Source organism: Fibrobacter sp. UWH5 (genome assembly GCF_900142505.1).
Classification (GTDB): Bacteria; Fibrobacterota; Fibrobacteria; order Fibrobacterales; family Fibrobacteraceae; genus Fibrobacter.
This window is the reverse complement of record NZ_FRBB01000002.1, coordinates 66038-84159: the sequence shown is the minus strand read 5'-3', so window position 1 is coordinate 84159 and position 18122 is coordinate 66038. Positions and strand designations below refer to the sequence as shown.

The following is an 18122-nucleotide window of genomic DNA, read 5'->3' as shown; positions in this document are numbered from 1 at the left end:
AGATTGCAATGAACTGGATGAATAAGACTGCTTTTTTGTTCGCGGCTGTGGCCTTGTGCCTGTGGGGCTGTGGCGAATCGGGAACTTCCGCCGAAGTTGAAAAGGTTGATGAAGGCCCTCTCTTTTCAAACTGCAAGGATGCAAGCCTGAATGTCAAGAAACATGAAATTGATGTTCCCTGCCCAAAGGATTCCCTGAAGGTTTCGTCTCTGTCTTCTTTGGGTGGCGCTAAATACTACCTGGCTTTGGACCAGGACCTGGTGGATCCTGAAATAGATTGGGATAGTCCGCTGAAGTCAGGCGCATACTTGATAACAAGAGAAGGTGAATTCGCAAATATTGTAGTCCTTGATGAAAAGAACCGCGTTGTTGACGTCTGGAAGGTCAAATCTCCCGAGGTAAAATCCAGCAGTTCTAAAAAGGTTAGCAGTTCCAGTAGCGTAAAATCCAGTAGTTCTGCCAAGAGCGAGTCTTCCAGTTCTGTAAAGGATGCAGAATCCAGTTCTAGCGAAGAAGTTTCTAGTAGCTCTGAAGAAATTTCTTCCAGCTCCGAAGAAATTCTGTCTAGTAGTGCCGAAGAACCGCAGCTCCCGGGTTCCGATTTTACCAAGTACGACGCTTCTTTCTGGGGAACTACCAGCGATGTCATGGCTGAAGCAACTTCCGCCGGCGATATCAAGTTCCAGTCTTCGGCTAATCTTGAATTTGCCAGTGGTCGTGCAACCTTGACCACCCGCGAGATTGTCGGTTCATTTCTAAGCATTCCCGGCTCCTGGAAAATTGCAGGCGGGTTCTACTTTGCTGGCTCCTTTAAGGCCAATGATATCGTCCAGCTTTACCAGTGGAATTACACTTCGGGAACACCGGATGCCGGTTATGAATCGGATATTTCTCAGGGGATGACATTTGGTCGCCCGTTTACGGCACGCCCGGTTTCCTTTGAGGTGAAATATTCCTACGAACATGTTTCCAATACAAGTACGGAATATCCTCAGAAGTCCTTGATGTATGTGATGCTGGTTAGCGCCGACAAGAAGGTTGTGGCCTGCGGTATGCATTCCGATTCCGAATCCGTAAGCGATAAAACCGTCGTTGTCGAATTGTCCTATGGCGCTGATCCCGATGGATTGTTGCAGGGTGGTTTTGCCATGGCTGAAGGTTTGACTTTGGGCGAGGGAACCGAAGAAGTTGCTTCTATCCATGTGATGTTTGCTTCTTCTGCCTATGCCCATGTGGTGGCTGGCGGTGCTGCAGGAACTGGCAAAAAACAGCGTGGCGGAAAAGAAGCTAAGCTGATCCTCGATAACTTTAAGCTGAATTACTAAGAGGTGGTATCATGAAAGGTCTGATTTCACTCCTTGCGTTCTTAACCGTTTTTATGTCTTTTGTAGCCTGCACTGCCGACTACGATACCTTTGGAACATCGGGCTACAAGACTCTTAACGAACTGACCTTTGAAGGTCAAGATGGTTCCGTGTCGGTCTATGCCGACGAACATAAGATCAAGGTGAAACTTGTCGCTCCCGAAGAAGGTGAATCCTGGGACTCCGTGGCGGTGGATGTTCTGGATATCAGTTCCATGGCGACATTGCACTTGGTCAATAGCAAGTTCAAGGAATTTCCGTCGGATTCCGCCGGATTGGATTCTCTGGCTCACGAAGTTTCTTATTCCAGCGAACGTCTGCGCTCTGGCGACAAAATCCGCATTCCCTCTAGCCTTGTGGTTTATGTGGCTGTGGTGGCCGAAAATGGGGACGCCTCCATTTGGCAGATTAGCTTTACCATTCCTGGCGTAGAAGCCGTTACTGATGACAAGGGCAAATCTTCTTCTAGTTCGGCCAAGTCTTCCAGCAGTGCCAAGTCTGATGATAAGTCTGACGACAAGCAGGATGAAGTGAAGTCCAGCAGTTCCAAGGCTCAGGATTCTGGCGAAAATCTCGGCTCCGCCGAAGAATTCCCTGAATCGAAACCGGATGCACCGCGAATTCTGTCTATGAAGATTGGCGGGAACGAGGCGATCATTGATAGCTCCGTCAGCGACGGCAAGGTCTCCTTCAGAATCCACTATGATGATTTGGACTACGCCTCGGGATTGTCTAGCGTTAAAATTAGCGATATTACCTTGTCTGAAGGAGCCGAAATTTCTGGAGTAGAAAATGACGGCGAATACAACCTGGCCCAGGGGGTGATTGCTACAGTCTCCAACGGCAAGACCGAACAGGAATACCGAATTGTTGCTGGCTATCAGTTCCCCAATAGTTCTTTTGATTCCTGGAACAAGTATGTTGCATCTGACTGGTCTAATGGAAACACCTCCGGCTTCAACATGACTTCTCCTTTGGATGTGGCTGGTGGAAAGGCTGCCAAGATGGAGTCCATGGATGCGAAGATTCTCATTGGACAGTTTGCCAGCGGAAATATCTTTACAGGCTACTTTAATCCTAAGGGCGTTGGCGCAACGAGCATGTTGAGCAAATATCCCGACGGAAATGAACTGATTGATTTCGGTAGGCCTTTTGAAGGTCGTCCGCAGTATGTAGAAGTAGACTTTACCTATGAAGGCAAGGGCGACAGCTGCGACATTTACTTCTTCCTGGAAAATCGTACTGCCACTGCAAATGAGGGAAAGAATCAGTACCGCACCTCTAGCGATGTAAATACGTTGGTGGCTTCTGCCTGGTACCGTTCTGCCTCAGATGACAATTCTGGCCGCCCCAATCCCGATGTGGTTTCCATCGTCGAAAAGGAAAACGGTTTTAAGACCTTGCGCTTGAAGTTTAAGTATGGCGAACCTTATGAAGATTCTCCTATCCATAATTCCAACACTTTTAAGGATGACCTGGAAAATTCCAGCGGCATTGATAACCATCTGAATGGCTATGACGGCGATATGGCTGTGACCCACCTCAGGGCGGTCATGGCATCTAGCGCTAACGGCAATTATTACAAGGGAAAGGTGGGAGCTACACTTGTTGTAGACGAGATACGTTTCTATTATTACTAACGTTTTTAAGAGGACGAAATGAAAAAGACTTTCTTGGCTTTGGTTATGTTGGGTGCTCTTGTTTCTGCAAGCTTTGCCCAGGTAGTGGACGATCCCTCCAAGTATACTTCCGGTGCTCCCGCTCCTGCGACTCCTAATGTGACGATCAATCATGTTGCTAGCAGTGAACCCATTTTTGCCATTTCTGTGCATCCGGTGTCCCTGATTTTTTACCCCCTCTTCAAGGATTATCTGCCACTGATGCTAACCTTGGAAGGTAACATCAATTCCAATGCATCCATTATCACTCGCCCTTACTTCAAAACCAAGAGCTGGGATGGCGAAGACGAAAATCGCAAGAAGGTTGATTTTGATGTGAATGTCTTTGGTATTTCTGAAGGTTTCCGCTATTACTTCAACCGCGGCCATCTGGGAATGTACACGGCTATTCATGCCATTTATGAATACGCAAAGGTGGAACGCGACTACGAAGACAAGAGGAGCAAGGACGTTAAGGAAACCGGAAATAGCCTGGGTCTTGCCATGTATGTGGGTAATAAGACCATTTGGGGCCATTTTACCTCTTCCTTTGATATCGGTGCCACCTATACCAACACTTATTTGAGCAAAAAGTACCGCGATGACCTGGAAGAAGTATCTTCTGTGGGCGTAGATTTTGATGTAAATTACACAATTGGGTTTACTTTCTAGTTATATATCCTCAAATTAGGCTGATTTTATTATCTTTACAGATGTAAATTGGAGATTGTCATGGCTGCTTTAGCTCTTACTGCAGAAAATTTTGATGAAGTGATCAGTTCTGGTCAGTTGGTGTTCGTTGATTTTTGGGCTACCTGGTGCCGCCCCTGCATGATGATGGGCCCTATTGTTGATGAACTGGCTGCCGAATATGACGGCAAGGCTATCATCGCAAAGATTAACGTAGATGATGCCGGCGTGAACGACATTTGCGCTCGTTTTGGCATTACTAACATCCCCAACATGAAGCTGTTCAAGAACGGCGTCGAAGTGGGCAACGTTGTTGGCGCAGTGCCTAAGAACACCGTCAAGGCTGTTATCGACCGTAACCTCTAATAGCGATTCTTACACAGATTTTCAAAAAATCCGCCTTTTTGAAGGGTGGATTTTTTTTATCGAAAGCGCTGGATGCAATCGCGCCGGAGTTGCCTGACTTTAGCTCGCAACTGGCTGCTCACCGCTCACTGCCCATGCCTCATTCCTCGTACCTTTTTCTACATTTGCGTCATGCTCACAAAACGTTTGATTGTCTGTTTGGATGTCCGTGACCGTAAGGTGACGAAGGGTGTTAAGTTCAAGGGTAATATCGATATCGGTGATCCGGTGGAGATGGGTGCCCGCTATAGTGACGAAGGCGTCGATGAACTGGTGTTCTACGATATTACCGCCAGCGCCGAAAACCGCCCCTGCGACATGGAAATGATCCGTCAGATTGCAAAGCGCGTATTTATCCCCTTTGCTGTAGGTGGCGGTATCCGCAATCTGGAAGACATGCATCAGGCATTGCTGGCCGGTGCCGAAAAGGTGAGTGTTAACAGCTTGGCTGTCCTCCATCCCGAAATCATTGCAGAAGGTGCAAAGGCCTTTGGCCGCCAGTGCATCGTGCTGGGTATGGATGCGAAGTTTGTGGGTGTTTCTGAAAAGTTCCCCAGCGGTTATGAAGTGTACATTCGTGGCGGCCGTCAGCCTATGGGTCTCGATGCCGTAGAATGGGCCAAGAAGGCTGAAGAGCTGGGCGTTGGCGAAATTTGCCTGAATGCTATTGATACCGACGGTGTCAAGCAGGGCTACGAACTGAACATTACCGACCAGGTGGCCAAGGCTGTCCAGGTTCCCGTGATTGCCAGCGGTGGTGCCGGTACTCCCGACCATATTGTGGACCTGTTCAATAAGACCAGCGCCGATGCCGCCTTGGTGGCTTCCATGGTTCATTTTGGCGACTACACTGTGCCGGGCATCAAGGATGCCATGCGCAAGGGTGGCGTTCCCGTTCGCAACAAGTAATTTTTGACGCGGCACCTCTAGGGGTTGTCGCGTTTTTTTTGAGGTTTTATGAATCCGTCTGTAGCTGTTAAGATTTTTGAGGCTGGCCGAAGCGCCGGTGCAGACTTTGTAGAAATTTTTGAAGAAGAAACTCGAAGCTCTAGCCTGGGACTTAAGGACAGTAAGATTGAAACGGCTACGGCAGGTACAGATTACGGTATCGGCATCCGTTTGCTGTATGGTACCGAAGTCCTCTATGGTTTTACCAGCGACGATTCCGAAGAAGCCTTGGTGAACTTGGTAAAGACCTTGGCTTTTGGTCGCATTGCCGCCATGAATGGTGGTGAAGGTTCTGCTGCAAAGCCTTTTGAATTTGCTCCTGCAAAGCGCGTCTGCGATTACAACGCCGCCGCCTTCCAGGATCCTCGAGTTTTGGGCCAGGCTGTCAAACAGGATTTTCTGTTCCGTGCCGACAAGACTGCCCGCGGCATTTCCGACAAGATTGTTCAGGTGACCGTTGGCGTAACTGATGACTGCACCCACATTAATTTGTTGAACAGCGAAGGTCTGAATGTGGAAATGGACCGCAGCCACCTGCGCTTGAGCGTAAGCGTTACTGCAGCTGACGGTTCTGAACGTTTGACTTCTGCCGAGCGTCCGGGTGCCATTGGCGGTTATGAACTGTTGGCCAATTACTCTCCCGAAGAAATGGCCAACTCCGCTGGCGAACGAGTGCTTCGCATGTTGACTGCCGGCTACATTCCCGGCGGCCAGATGCCTGTAGTCATGGGCAACGGCTTTGGCGGTGTAATCTTCCACGAAGCTTGCGGCCATCCGTTGGAAACGGAATCGGTACGACGCAACGCCAGCCCCTTCTGTGGAAAGTTGGGAACGGCTATTGGTCAGCCTTGCCTTACCGCCATTGACGACGGCACCTTGGATGGTGTCTGGGGTAGCCTGAAAATTGACGACGAAGGCACTCCCGCACAGCGCACCACCCTCATCGAAAACGGTATTCTCAAAACCTACATGTCTGACCGTGTGGGTGCTAAGGAAGTGGGCATCGGACTTACCGGAAGTGCTCGCCGCGAAAGCTACAAGTACGCTCCCGTTAGCCGTATGCGCAATACCTTTATCGCCCCGGGCAAGGATTCCCTGGACGATATGATTTCCAGCGTGGATTACGGTCTTTATGCAGCCCGTATGGCTGGCGGTTCCGTAAACCCGGCCACCGGTGAATTCAACTTCGCTGTTGACGAAGGCTACATCATTCGCGATGGCAAGATTTGCGAACCGGTCCGTGGCGCGGCCCTTATTGGCAAGGGGCACGAAATTATGCCTAAGATCAGCATGGTGGGTTCTGACTTGGAATTGGCTGCCGGTGTCTGCGGCGCAAGTTCCGGCCATATCCCCGTAACCGTCGGTCAACCGTCCATCAAGGTGGACCAGATCCTGGTTGGCGGAAGGTGATTTTATCTTCTGTTAGAAAATAAAAGAGGCGCCCCGAAAGGAGCGCCTTTGCTTTAAACCTTGTGACTTAGAAACGGAAGTTTAAGCCTAGGCCATAAGTTTTAGGACGGTTGGGACCATAAAGGTGGTCGCCGATGCCAACTCCGTAGGAGGCGTCTAGGTTCAGCCATTCGGTGATGTCAAACTTGGAACCCACGGTAATCCAGGTTCCGACTGGGGTGTTTTTGCCAAGAAAGGAATCAAAACCGCTATCGTCATAGATTCCGATGATAAAGGAAACTGTAGAACGGATATAGGGCGTGTAGTGGGGTACAACGGTAAAATCCAGTTCTGCTGAAATGTTAGCGGCTAATTCCGAATAGTTCTTCTCACCTTCTGTTTCATACTGGACGCCAAGTTCCGACCCGAAGTTGACCGTGGGGGTTAAGATTGAGGAGAATTGAAAGCCTCCTTTCAGAGTCCATTCGTCTTCAACGTTGTAAGAATCATCGCCAACGGGGATAGCTACGTCGAAGAAAGCGTTCATTTTAGGGATGAACTGGTATCGAATCGAAGCTTCGATGTTTCCTAAACCATTGACATCGTCCATTTCGGTTCCATGCAGTTCTGTGTAGAAGCGGAACGGAACCATTACCCCTAATTCCAAGTTTTGAATGACGGAAAATCGTGCGCCAGCGAACATGGTGAGGCAGCTGGCGTAATTTGTTTCGTTGTAAGCGAGACCTGTATGAGCTTCGCCTTGATTTTTGGGGAGCACCGGGAACAGATCCCAGGAGGCGAAGGTTGCCGAGGCTGCGAAAATTCCGGTGAGTGCGATTTTTTTGAGCATGTTTGTTCTCCTTGTTGTAAAAAATTACGGGCGGTAATATACAAAAAGGGGGGGGGCGCAGACCAATAAACTCAAATTTTTTTTAGACCCCAAAAAAACAAGCGGCGCCCCCCCAAAGGAGCGCCGTTGTTGGTGTATGGGATGTTTGGTTTTGTATCCTTAAGATAGATTTGTTTGGTCCAAGTGGGAATAGTCCAAGGTGATTTGCCGTTGTTGGGTTTTACAACACTTTACAATGGGAGCGCTCCTTTTGGGAGGGTGTTGGAGGGTGTATGTCGCAAATTTGGACGTTCTGGCGGTTCTTTTTGAGATGAAAAATGTTCTTTTTTAAACGAAATAGGGGCTTTTTTTATGAAAAAAAGCCTTTTTTTCCCGTTTGCGGTGTTTTTTTTGCGGTAAATCCATAAAAAGACGGTCTTGGCACGACAATTGCATTAAGTGGGGCGTTAATAAAGAAAAGCGCCCTTGTGGCGGAGGCAAATATGTCTGATTTTAATAATGATGCAGAAAAGGTTTTGGCCAAGGCCCAGAGTTTGATGGACCGTAATTCCCATTCTTACCTGGGATGTGCCCATTTGGCCGTGGGTCTGGTAGAAGGCCCTGATGCGACCCTGAAAAAGCTGTATAAGTCCAAGAACGCGAAGACTCAGGACCTGCGCGGTCGTCTGGAGCCTTTTGTGCAGAAGGTGCCCCGTGTGGAAGGGGCAAACCCGGATGTGGGCCCGGATAGCGACTTGAACCGTGTGCTGCGTGCGGCTGTTCAGGCGGCCCGTCAGGTGAACCGTATGGTGACTCCTGGCGATATGCTGGTGGCCTTGATGAAGTTTGCGGGGGACCGCGGCATTGCCAAGGTTTTTGAAGACGCCTTGGGTTCCGTGGAAGTGGTGGAGACTTGGCTCTCTGACCCCTTTGCCGGGGCAGCCAATGCCGAGGAACAGTCCCCGCTGAAGTTGTATGGTCGTGAGCTGGTTGAAATGGCTGCCGATGGCAGGCTTTCGCCGGTGATTGGCCGTGAAGAGGAAATCCGTCGTGTAATCTTGATCCTTAGCCGAAAGACGAAAAACAACCCCTGCCTCGTTGGTGAACCTGGCGTGGGTAAGACCGCTATCGTCGAAGGGCTCGCCGAGCGAATTTATCGCGGCGATGTGCCTGACGCATTGAAGGGCAAGAAACTTTTCGCCCTGGATTTGTCCGCCCTGATGGCTGGCGCAAAGTACCGCGGCGATTTCGAGGAACGTCTGAAATCTGTTCTGGACGCCCTTGAAGAAGACGGAAATACTCTTCTGTTCATTGACGAAATCCATACCATTGTGGGTGCCGGCAAGACCGAGGGCTCCATGGATTTGGGTAACATGCTGAAGCCCAAGCTGGCTCGTGGTGAACTGCACTGCATTGGCGCTACCACCACCCAGGAATACCGTAAGTACATCGAGAAGGATTCCGCTTTGGAACGTCGTTTCCAGCCGGTGCAAGTTGATGAACCTACGGAAGAAGAGGCAATCTCTATCCTCCGTGGAATTAAGGATGGTTTCGATGCTCACCACGGCGTGCGTCTGCATGATAATGCCTTGGTGGCTGCAGTGAAACTTTCTAACCGTTACATCAGTGACCGATTCTTGCCGGATAAGGCTATCGACCTGATTGACGAAGCCGCAAGTTTGGTGAAAACTCAGATGGATACGGTGCCGGAAGCTCTGGATACTTTGCAGCGTAAGGAACTGCAGATGAAGATCGAGGAGCAGGCTCTGGCGAAGGAAACGGATGACAATTCCGTAAAGCGCTTGAAGGAACTGCGTGAAGATTTGGCTGTGACTGCTGCTGCCGTGAAGGCTATGCAGGAACGCTGGCAGGATCGTCGCGCCCAGAGTGCTGAGCTGCAGAACTTGAAGAAAGCTTTGCAGCAGGCCAAGGACGAAATGGAACAGGCCGAAGCCCGCTACGACTTGAACCGCGCCGCAGAACTGAAGTACAATAAGATCGTGAACCTGGAAAAGGAAATCGCCGAAAAGACTGCGGCTGTTGCGAAGGCTGCAGGTGACGGCGAACTTACCGAAGAGGTGACGGAAGATACCATCGCCCTGGTGGTAAGCCGCTGGACTGGCGTGCCCGTAACCAAGCTTTGCGAAGGCGAAAAGTCCAAGTTGCTCCATTTGGATGAACGCCTGCATGCTCGCGTTATTGGTCAGGATGATGCTGTGGAAGCGGTGTCCGAAGCTATTTTAAGAAATAGAAGTGGGTTGAGTCGCGAAAACGCTCCTATTGGCAGCTTCCTGTTCCTAGGCCCCACGGGTGTTGGCAAGACAGAACTGGCCAAGGCCTTGGCTGTGGAACTTTTCGATGATGAAAACGCTCTGGTCCGAATTGATATGAGCGAATACATGGAAAAGCATACGGTAAGCCGTTTGATCGGTGCGCCTCCGGGATACGTGGGCTACGAAGAAGGCGGCCAGCTGACGGAAGCTGTACGTACCAAGCCTTATTGCGTCATCTTGCTGGATGAAATCGAAAAGGCTCACCCCGATGTGTTCAACACCTTGCTGCAGGTTCTTGACGATGGCCGTTTGACCGACGGTAAGGGCCGCACGGTGAACTTCAAGAATACACTGATCTTGATGACCTCTAACTTGGGCTCTGAAAAGTTCCGGGAACGGTTGGCCCGCGCAACTTCTGGCGCCGCTGGTAGTGCCGCAGGCTCTTCGGGCGAGAACGTCGCGCCGGTGACGGTTGCCGACATTGAAGCCGACCTTCATGCTTTCTTCCGTCCGGAATTCCTGAACCGTCTGGATGAAACCCTGGTGTTCCAGAGTCTTACCAAGCCTCAGATCCGCGACATTGTAAAGCTGAAGTTCGCTGGCCTTGCAAAGCGTGCCGCCCGCCAGGGCCTGGAACTGACTCTGTCCGATGCAGCCTTGGATGCCATTGCGGATGGCGCTTACCAGCCGGAATTCGGTGCACGTCCTATTCAGCGTTTCATTGAACGCAATGTAGAACGCCCTCTGAGTCACGCAATCCTTGCTGGCACCGTAAGCGCAACAAAGCCGGTGGTCATCGACTACGAAAACGGCGTGTTTACTGTGAAGTAAAGCGTCGCGGAACGCCGCAAAAAATTCCTCCTAACCCCAAAGCGCTGGACGAAAGTCTGGTACAAGAACAGCCCCGGATTTCTCCGAGGCTGTTTTTTATACAAATTGCGTTGTGTTGTTGCAGGCTAGATTAGAATTTTGCAAACCAGGAATTTTTCTTGGAATGCCTTGACTCCTTAGCTGCTCTTTTATACAGAAGGGGAATGTTTGAACTTGGCTGTTGAGCAATACTACGAATGCATTCACGGAATTCATCGATGTTCGTAAGGTGGTTTTCGTGAATGAGTTGGTTGTAAACAATGCTGTCTGGTTCGTATTCAATGCCGCATTCGTGGAACCCGCTCATGTCGTAGATGTCGCGACTATTGCAGGTTTCCCTGGTAATCTGTTCTTTTAAATCTTTTAGGTAGCAAGTGGAGGAAAGCGTGGTTACGGTTGCTTCTACCAGCCTTGATTCCATTGATTCTTCTGCAGAGGTGAGGCTAAAGGTGTAGACTTGGCCGTTAATGGTGAAGTTCGCTTGCTTGTTGCTTACTTTTTGATACGTAATGTTGTTTTCTTGCAGGAAAACGTCGAACTCCGGGCCTCCCTGATCCTGATCGTCAAAATCGCTGGCGTAGATTTCGTGGAAACCGGAACCATTGTAGAGAGCCTGTACAATGTAGTAGGCTAGATCCGTTTTTGTGAAATCAGCATTTTCTCTTAAACTAAAGTTGACAGTGGCTGTTGATTGGGTGAAAGTGATTGTTTCTGTGGCGTAAGGTGAGAGGCTGCACTCTTGCACTCCGTCGTCATCGTCATCATCGCAAAGAAGCGCTTCCCAAGTACCATATAGGCGACCATTGTTTTTGCCAATAAGAAAGTTTTTGCGATCGTAAACTTCGTCATCATAGGTCTTAAAGGTGTGGAGGATCAAAGTATCTCCCTTGATTTCGTACGTATTGGTATCTGCATGAACTTTTAAGCCTCCGTTGAGCCATTGTGGTTCCCCATCTACAAGGGCGCAGTCGCCGACTTCTCGTGACATGGAAACAATAAGTGTTCTGGATGCTTCGTCGACGGAAAGCTGATAAACATATCCGCCAGTAGGTGAAAACGGATTGTTTGAGGCTGCAGTCCCGGAACTGTCGTCGCCACATGCGATTAAGGATAAAGCAGTTAATGCAACTGTAAAAATTGCAGTTGTAATTTTTGTGAACTTCATTTGTTGTCTCCTTCTAACCTGTTTTGCCGTAATCTACGGCTTTGATATTACTTCTTGAAATACCCTGCAACTTCGTTGTGGATGAGTCCATTGGATGCGAAGCTGGTGTAGCCTTCGTAAATGGGGGCGACGGGCTTGCCGTTGGCATCGAACAGTTCGGTTCTGCCGTCCAGCATGCTGAACTTGCCACCTGCCTCAGAGAAAAGCAGAGGATACGGGGCGATGTCCCAGAGGGAAACGATGGGGTCGATCATCAGTTCGGCGCGGCCTGCGGCTACCAGGTAGTAACCGTAGCAGTCGCCCCAACCGCGGTGGAGACGGGCTGCGCGACGGACGTTTGCGTACTGTTCGCCATAGCCTGCAGTTTCCATGGTGTTGACGGTGCCGGAAAGAACCAGGGCGTCGGAAAGTTTTTCCACCTTGGAACACTTGGAGACGCGGCAGTCCTGTGCGCTGCTACCGAGGAATGCGCCGCCATCCTTCACGGCCCAAACAGCGGTGTTCATGGCCGGGATGCGGATAAGGCTGGCGATTGCTTCGCCGCGACGGTATAGTGCAATCAAGGTACCGAACAGAGGCACGCCGTGGATGAATGCCTTGGTGCCGTCGATGGGATCGATGACCCACTGGTATTCTGCATCGGGACTTTCGATTCCAAATTCTTCACCAATGACGCCGAAGCCCGGAGTTTCCTTTGCCCAGAATTCGCGGCAAAGTTCTTCGGTGCTCTTGTCGGCGATGGTCACAGGAGTCTTGTCTGCTTTCCATTCCACGCCAACATCGTTCTGGAAATACTTTAGGATGTTACCCTGAGCCAGTTCGGCAGCCTTCAGGGCAATGTTTAACAAATCAAGATTTTCTTTTGTTGCGCTCATTGTAACCTCTCTGGATCCTTCACTTCGTTCAGGATGACATATAGGGTCGTTCAGGATGACACCTCAAAGCGACGAAGTCGCGCCCTCATACCTCAAAGCAGCGCCGCTGCGCCCTCATACCTGTTTTGTCCACTTCTTAACAAGATCCATCAAGAACTGGTTTTCTTCAGGCTTGCCCAAGGTAATGCGGACGTGTTCCGGCAAACCGAAGCTGGTGAGGCCGCGGATAATCATGCCGTTTTCTTCCAGGAACTGCACCATTTCTTTTGCCTTAGGGCCGATGTGGACGCAGATGAAGTTGCCTTGGGTGGGCAGCACCTTGAAACCGAGACCTTCGAAGAAGGGCTTCAGGACCTTGATGCCGTCGGCGTTCAGCTGGCGGGTACGTTCCACGTGTTCCTTGTCGCCGAGGGCGGCAATTGCGGCTGCCTGGGCGGCCAGGTTAATGTCGAAAGGCGGCTTGATCTTCCACATGGCCTTGATGACCTGTTCGCTGGAAATGGCGTAGCCCAGGCGGATGCCAGCCAGACCGTAGATCTTGCTGAAGGTGCGGTTGATAAGCAGGTTGGGGTACTTCGCGATCATTTCGAACATGCGAGGGTAATCTTCAGCGGTGGCGAATTCTGCGTAGGCTTCGTCCAGGAACACCATCACGTTGGAGGGAACCTTGCTCAAAAATTCTTCAAGTTCTGCGCCTGTGTAGTAAACGCCGGTGGGGTTATTGGGGCTGCAGATAAAGGCCACGCGGGTCTTTTCATTAATGGCAGCGGCCAACTTATTCAAGTCGGTCTTTTCTTCGCCGACCCCAACGCCAATAAAATCGGCACCGTTGGAGAGTGTGGTAAACTTGTAGACGCTGAAGGTGGGGGTAATGCCCACACAGTTGTCGCCCTGACGGATAAATGCCTTGCCTACCATGTCGATGATTTCGTCGGAACCGTTACCCAGCACCAACTGGCTGGTCTTGACACCGTAAAATTCGGCAAGGGCGTTAATCAGGGTGGGAGCGTCTCCGCGAGGATACAGATGCAAGGTGTCCACGATCTTCAGGTAGGCTTCCTTGGCCTTGGGGGAAGGGCCGAGGGGGTTTTCGTTGGAAGCCAGCTTTACCACTTCGGTAAGGCCGTACTTGGCACGAATTTCATCCATGGACTTGCCAGGGACGTAGTCAGAAAGCTTAGAAAGTTCGGGACGCGGATCGATCATAATATCCTCTTTTGAATGAGCCTACAAAAGGCTGGACAAAATTTAGCTAACTTTGGGCAGTATGAGAAATTTACGTCTTGCCATTTTCGCCTTTGTGGTTGCAATGTTTGCAGCTAACAGTTTCGCCCTGGACCGTATCTGGAACATGCGCTATACTTATGGCCCTGATTTCAGACCGTCTCCCAAGTTCGCCGCCGGTGTTGGCCTGCGTTCTGATTTTGGCAGCAATGTGCTGTTCCCCGTGAACATCATGGGTCAGCTGGCCAAGGACTGGGATATCGGTGCCAAGCTGGATGTGTACACTTACAATCAGCTGGACAATGTGGAAACTTCCGTAGACTTCGGTACCCGCTACCGTTTTAACGGAGCCTTTTTTGAAATTGACGGTTACTTCGGCTTGAACCGTGATAACGGTGGAGCCTTGGTGCTGACTTATGGCAAGGAATATTTCATCGCCAAGAATTTCTCCAATGGTTATGAGGCCCGTGCAGGTTTTCTGAAGGGTGTAACTGGCGAAGACGGCTATGTGAAATTCGCCGTAGGAACCATTCCCACTTTGCATTTTGGAAAGTCCTTCCTCTTGATGATCGAGGTGAATTCCTCGGGTAGCGTGGGCTACCTCAAGGATGACTTCATGCTGGATATCATCCCCAAGATGGAGTTGGCTCTAGGTGGTGCTAGAGTCCGCGTAGAATTCGATATCGGCGTATTGCAGGAATCCAATAACGACCAGAAGAGCATTGCCCTCTACGTTTTGACTTCGCTGTAATTTATTCTAGCATGGTGCTTGTCTGCACGCCTTCCCTTGAAAATAAAATGTGGATGGTCCCTTTTTCGGCGGTATTCACGTAAGGTATTCCAAGGGAATCCAGCCGTTGGATGACCTGCTTGCTGGGGTGGCGAAAGCGGTTGTGTCGCCCGCTAGAAACAATAGCTAACTGGGGTTGCACCTTTTGCAGAAAGACTCGACTGCTAGACGTTTTTGATCCGTGATGTCCTAATTTCAGGACATCACTTTTTATGTACATATCTGTGTTCATGATTTCCTTTTCTCCTGCAATAGTCAGATCGCCTGTAAGTAGGGCGGAGTGTCCCAATCCCTTGGCCCGCAGTGTGATGCTCTGGGTGTTTACGTCGACACACCGGCGGGTAACCGGATGAAGAATTTCAATCTGGAAAAGATGTTCTTTCCATAGCAATCCACGTTCCATATCCCGAATGATTATGCCTCGGCTGTATGCTTCCTGAATGAATTTTTGCCAGTTAGACTTGTCTTCTATGCGGGCACAATCCGTAATCCACAATTCTTTTACAGGGAATGTCTTAATCAGGGAAAGGGCTCCGCCGTAATGGTCCAGATCCGGGTGGGTGATGATAAAGGCGTCGAGGTGGGAAACTCCGATGTGGTGCAGGTAGGGGACGATGGTGTTCTGGGTTCCGTCACCGGCGTCGATGAGGAAATGTTTTTGGGATGGAGTTGTAAGCAGGTGGCTGTCGCCTTGGCCTATATCTAGGGTGGTTAATTGCCAATTGGGAACGCTAGCCTTTATGAAATTTCCGTAGGCGAATGTTCCGCAAAATACGAGAAGGCTCGTCAGGTAAAATTTCTGGACAAGGCGGTTCTTTTTTGCGGCAGGGGCCAGCAGTATCACCAGCCCCAGCAGAAGGAGTAACGCAGGGCCGAAGGGGCCCACCGTGGCGGAGGCTTCCGAAGAGTCGGACAGTAATCGCGTTAACAGGGTGGCCAGACGCAAAAAGAATTTGGCGGCATAGCAGAAGTTTTGCCTTAAAATATCGAGGGGCGATAGCAAGGCAAATAGGCCAGCCTGCATACCCATGGAAATGGCTGGCACAACGACGATGTTTCCGAACCAGGCAACGGGCGACAAAGTCTTGAAATGATGGATGAGAAAGGGGGCTGTAGAAAGGGTGGCGCAAAAGGTGACGTAGGTAGGTTCCAGTATGGCTCCTTGAAAAAACGCCCATAGTTTGTTCTTGGTCAGTTTCTTGGGGAGACCCTGTAGTGGATTTAGAGGGCCGCTAATGATGATGCCCGCCGTAGCCGCCACGGATAGCTGAAAGCCTGGATTCCAGATGACTTCAGGTTCCGGGAACATGATGATGAATAGGGCGATTCCCAGACTGTTTAATGGGTTGGGCTGCTTTTGGAAGGTGGCTCCTATTAGAGGGACCGAGAACATGATGACGGCCCGTCGCACGGCAGGAGAACCTCCGGTTACAGGGATGTAGAGCAATAGCAGTAATACCGCCAACAGACGCACTATGTGATGGGGGAGGCCTGTTGCTTTCAAAAGAATCATGAGCATTCCTGCCAGCAGTACCACATGGAATCCGCTGATGGCTAGCACATGCACAAGCCCCGTCCTCTGAAAGTCGCTGCGGAGGGCGTCGGGTATTCCGCTCTTGTCGCCGGCAAGTAGCCCGAGCAAGAGTCCTGTTTCGGCTGGGTCCAGGTAGTCGGCGAATCTGCGGGCTATCCATTGTCGGAATTTATAGAAGTATCGTTCGGGAACTAGTCGGTGGCTATAGACATCCCAGTGCTTGAATTTTCCGTAGGCGGTTAATCCTTGTGATTGCAGCCATTGCCGTGTATCAAACGCACCTGGAACGGTTGGCGGATTGACTGGGTACCAGCTGGCTTCGTAACAAATGGAATCTCCGGCCATGGGCATAATGGGGAGGTCCCGTTTTTCGGTGAGTCTTATTTTGTTAGAACCGCTGTTGATGATGACGGCTAGACCGCTGGATTTTTTTTGAATCGTCTCGACGATGCCGCAACCCTGTTGAGGAACGTCTTGGGACTTAATCGGGTTTATGGGGCTATGCAATGCGTAGTGGCTGATTAGGGCTAGAATCAGGGCCGCAAGGGAGGCCTTTTGCAAGTGGCGGGAGGCAACGTGGATCAAAAAGGGACAAAGAATCAGTAGGGGAATTCCATAGACGGGGGCGTCGAAGGTGATCAAAGTGACGATGAAAACCATGGCTCCCCATAGGGCCGGTTTTCCCTGGATTCCTGTTAACAGGTCTTGAAGATTGCAGAAAACATTTTTTATACTAGTTGAAAAGTGCTTCATCGGCTGAATTCTCCCAAAATTCTATCTTTTTTCTATACACGTATCTTTGGGGAATTAGGAACCTATGAAAATGAAAAATTTCTGTAAAAATATGTTGAAGAAATCCTTGTTGTTGTGGATGCTGGCGGTTTGCCTTGGCATGATGGGCTGTATCTTCGATTCCGATGAGGAAACCGAAGTGACCTTGTTGCCCGACAGTGGATTGTTCTTTCAGATGTTCCCCAATGACAAGGCCAACAATGATTCTGTGGATGCCCAGTTGGCTCACGGTATCAGGTTGCTTGTTCATCCTAAGGCTACCTACGAACTGTCCTTTGACAAGGGGGAGGCTACCGAAGCTCCCAGGCTGCAACTTTTTAGACTTGATGTAAAGGGGGACAGCTATTATGCTTCCAAGGTCCGCGTGATTTCGGCTACCGAAAGTAATGGCCGTTTTGTGTATAAGTTTACCTGCGACGAAAATGATATGGCTCAATGGGCGACCTCGCTGGAAATGAACCGCGGATTTTATAAGGGCTCCACAAGGAATGTCGAATTTAAGGGAAAGGGAGCCTACTCCGATCACATGTCCTTGAATTTGGTGGCTGTAGGAAATGTGGCCGAGACTTTGGATGGTTTTACCATTGAGGAATTTTCCGATGAACTGCTGAAAAGGTTCCGCAAGTATTATTCCAGCGTGACCATCGATACCCTGTATGTGAGCTACGCCCAGGATCACCCCTGGGTGGGCAAGAATTATCCGGCTGATGAACCGTGGGTTGCCGGAAGATCTTCAAGGGATACCATGCTTTGCGAATTGACTGGCTGGCCCGATATGGAATCGGCTCTGGAATTGATTCTGGTTCACTCAATCTATAGTGATGGCGTTGTTGGCTTCTCGAATCTTTTTAGCGGTAATATGGAAGCTGGTGAAGGCAGCACCGTGTTGCTTGGAACGCATACGCGAAGCCGCGGGTCGTCAGTTCCTTTGACTATGGATGAAATTGTGGAAACAGCCTTGCACGAAACCGGACACTTCTTTGGACTTCGCCATACGACCTCTACTATGAGGGATATGAGTGCCTATTATGATTTCTCCAATTACGAAGACGGTCTGGAGGACACACCCTATTGTCCGGAACTTCAGCGCAGTGGCTTAGTGAAGGAATCTGCAGAAGGTGAGGTGGACTTCCGTATTCCTGGAATGAGGATGAGACGCGAAGCGAAGGCTGACTATAATTTCACATTGGAGCAGTGTCCCGATGCAGACAACTTCATGTACCCTGTTGTTTCTGATGTCAGGTATTCCCAGTTCTCGAAGGAACAGCTGGAAATCATTCGTTCCAGTTTGATGATTTTCCCTCATTAAGGTTTTT

At 50.1% G+C, this 18122-nt stretch carries 14 protein-coding genes; 9 read left to right on the top strand and 5 right to left on the bottom strand.

The genetic code is table 11. The annotated features are described in order from the left end of the window. Positions 1-8: 8 nt before the first annotated feature. From BUB38_RS03210 to BUB38_RS03185, 6 genes are all read left to right on the top strand, one after another. Positions 9-1325 (top strand): PCMD domain-containing protein, encoded by a 1317-nt coding sequence (locus tag BUB38_RS03210; protein ID WP_073156957.1) that lies wholly within the window; start codon positions 9-11, stop codon positions 1323-1325. Positions 1326-1336: 11 nt separating this feature from the next. Then, entirely contained in the window at positions 1337-3004 is a 1668-nt protein-coding gene (locus BUB38_RS03205; protein ID WP_073156954.1) for a PCMD domain-containing protein, read from the top strand. Between the two features lie 18 nt (positions 3005-3022). After that, the gene (locus tag BUB38_RS03200; protein ID WP_073156951.1) at positions 3023-3694 is read left to right on the top strand and encodes a DUF3575 domain-containing protein; all 672 of its coding nucleotides are present in this window, start codon (positions 3023-3025) and stop codon (positions 3692-3694) included. A gap of 60 nt (positions 3695-3754) precedes the next feature. Next, positions 3755-4078 carry a thioredoxin gene (gene trxA / locus BUB38_RS03195; protein ID WP_073156948.1) on the top strand — a complete coding sequence of 108 codons (324 nt, stop codon included), beginning with the start codon at positions 3755-3757 and terminating at the stop codon, positions 4076-4078. Between the two features lie 171 nt (positions 4079-4249). After that, positions 4250-5026 (top strand): imidazole glycerol phosphate synthase subunit HisF, encoded by a 777-nt coding sequence (hisF, locus tag BUB38_RS03190; RefSeq protein WP_073157388.1) that lies wholly within the window; start codon positions 4250-4252, stop codon positions 5024-5026. Between the two features lie 48 nt (positions 5027-5074). After that, entirely contained in the window at positions 5075-6475 is a 1401-nt protein-coding gene (locus BUB38_RS03185) for a TldD/PmbA family protein (RefSeq protein ID WP_073156945.1), read from the top strand. 67 nt (positions 6476-6542) lie between these two features. Here BUB38_RS03185 and BUB38_RS03180 read toward each other — a convergent pair whose 3' ends face one another. Next, the gene (locus BUB38_RS03180) at positions 6543-7304 is read right to left on the bottom strand and encodes a transporter (RefSeq protein ID WP_073156943.1); all 762 of its coding nucleotides are present in this window, start codon (positions 7302-7304) and stop codon (positions 6543-6545) included. 482 nt (positions 7305-7786) lie between these two features. Between BUB38_RS03180 and BUB38_RS03175 the strand changes: the two genes are divergently transcribed. Next, positions 7787-10387: an ATP-dependent Clp protease ATP-binding subunit gene (locus tag BUB38_RS03175; RefSeq protein ID WP_073156941.1), complete on the top strand. Its 2601-nt coding sequence runs from the start codon at positions 7787-7789 to the stop codon at positions 10385-10387. Between the two features lie 130 nt (positions 10388-10517). Here the strand turns inward: BUB38_RS03175 and BUB38_RS03170 are convergent, their stop codons facing one another. The 3 genes from BUB38_RS03170 to hisC form a co-directional block, all read right to left on the bottom strand. Further along, complete coding sequence (locus BUB38_RS03170; protein WP_073156937.1) at positions 10518-11591, bottom strand: hypothetical protein; 1074 nt, start codon at positions 11589-11591, stop codon at positions 10518-10520. Positions 11592-11638: 47 nt separating this feature from the next. After that, positions 11639-12466, bottom strand: coding sequence for an inositol monophosphatase family protein (locus tag BUB38_RS03165; protein ID WP_073156934.1), 828 nt, complete (start codon positions 12464-12466; stop codon positions 11639-11641). 114 nt (positions 12467-12580) lie between these two features. Then, positions 12581-13672: a histidinol-phosphate transaminase gene (gene hisC / locus BUB38_RS03160; protein ID WP_073156931.1), complete on the bottom strand. Its 1092-nt coding sequence runs from the start codon at positions 13670-13672 to the stop codon at positions 12581-12583. Between the two features lie 61 nt (positions 13673-13733). Between hisC and BUB38_RS03155 the strand changes: the two genes are divergently transcribed. Continuing rightward, on the top strand, positions 13734-14441 hold the full coding sequence (locus BUB38_RS03155; protein WP_073156929.1) for a hypothetical protein: 708 nt from the start codon (positions 13734-13736) through the stop codon (positions 14439-14441). 1 nt (position 14442) lies between these two features. On the opposite strand, the gene BUB38_RS03150 is transcribed toward BUB38_RS03155, so the two are convergent. Continuing rightward, on the bottom strand, positions 14443-16674 hold the full coding sequence (locus BUB38_RS03150) for a DNA internalization-related competence protein ComEC/Rec2 (RefSeq protein WP_254794864.1): 2232 nt from the start codon (positions 16672-16674) through the stop codon (positions 14443-14445). 157 nt (positions 16675-16831) lie between these two features. On the opposite strand from BUB38_RS03150, the gene BUB38_RS03145 reads away from it, so the two are divergent. Continuing rightward, the gene (locus BUB38_RS03145) at positions 16832-18115 is read left to right on the top strand and encodes a hypothetical protein (RefSeq protein WP_139258193.1); all 1284 of its coding nucleotides are present in this window, start codon (positions 16832-16834) and stop codon (positions 18113-18115) included. Positions 18116-18122 lie beyond the last annotated feature (7 nt).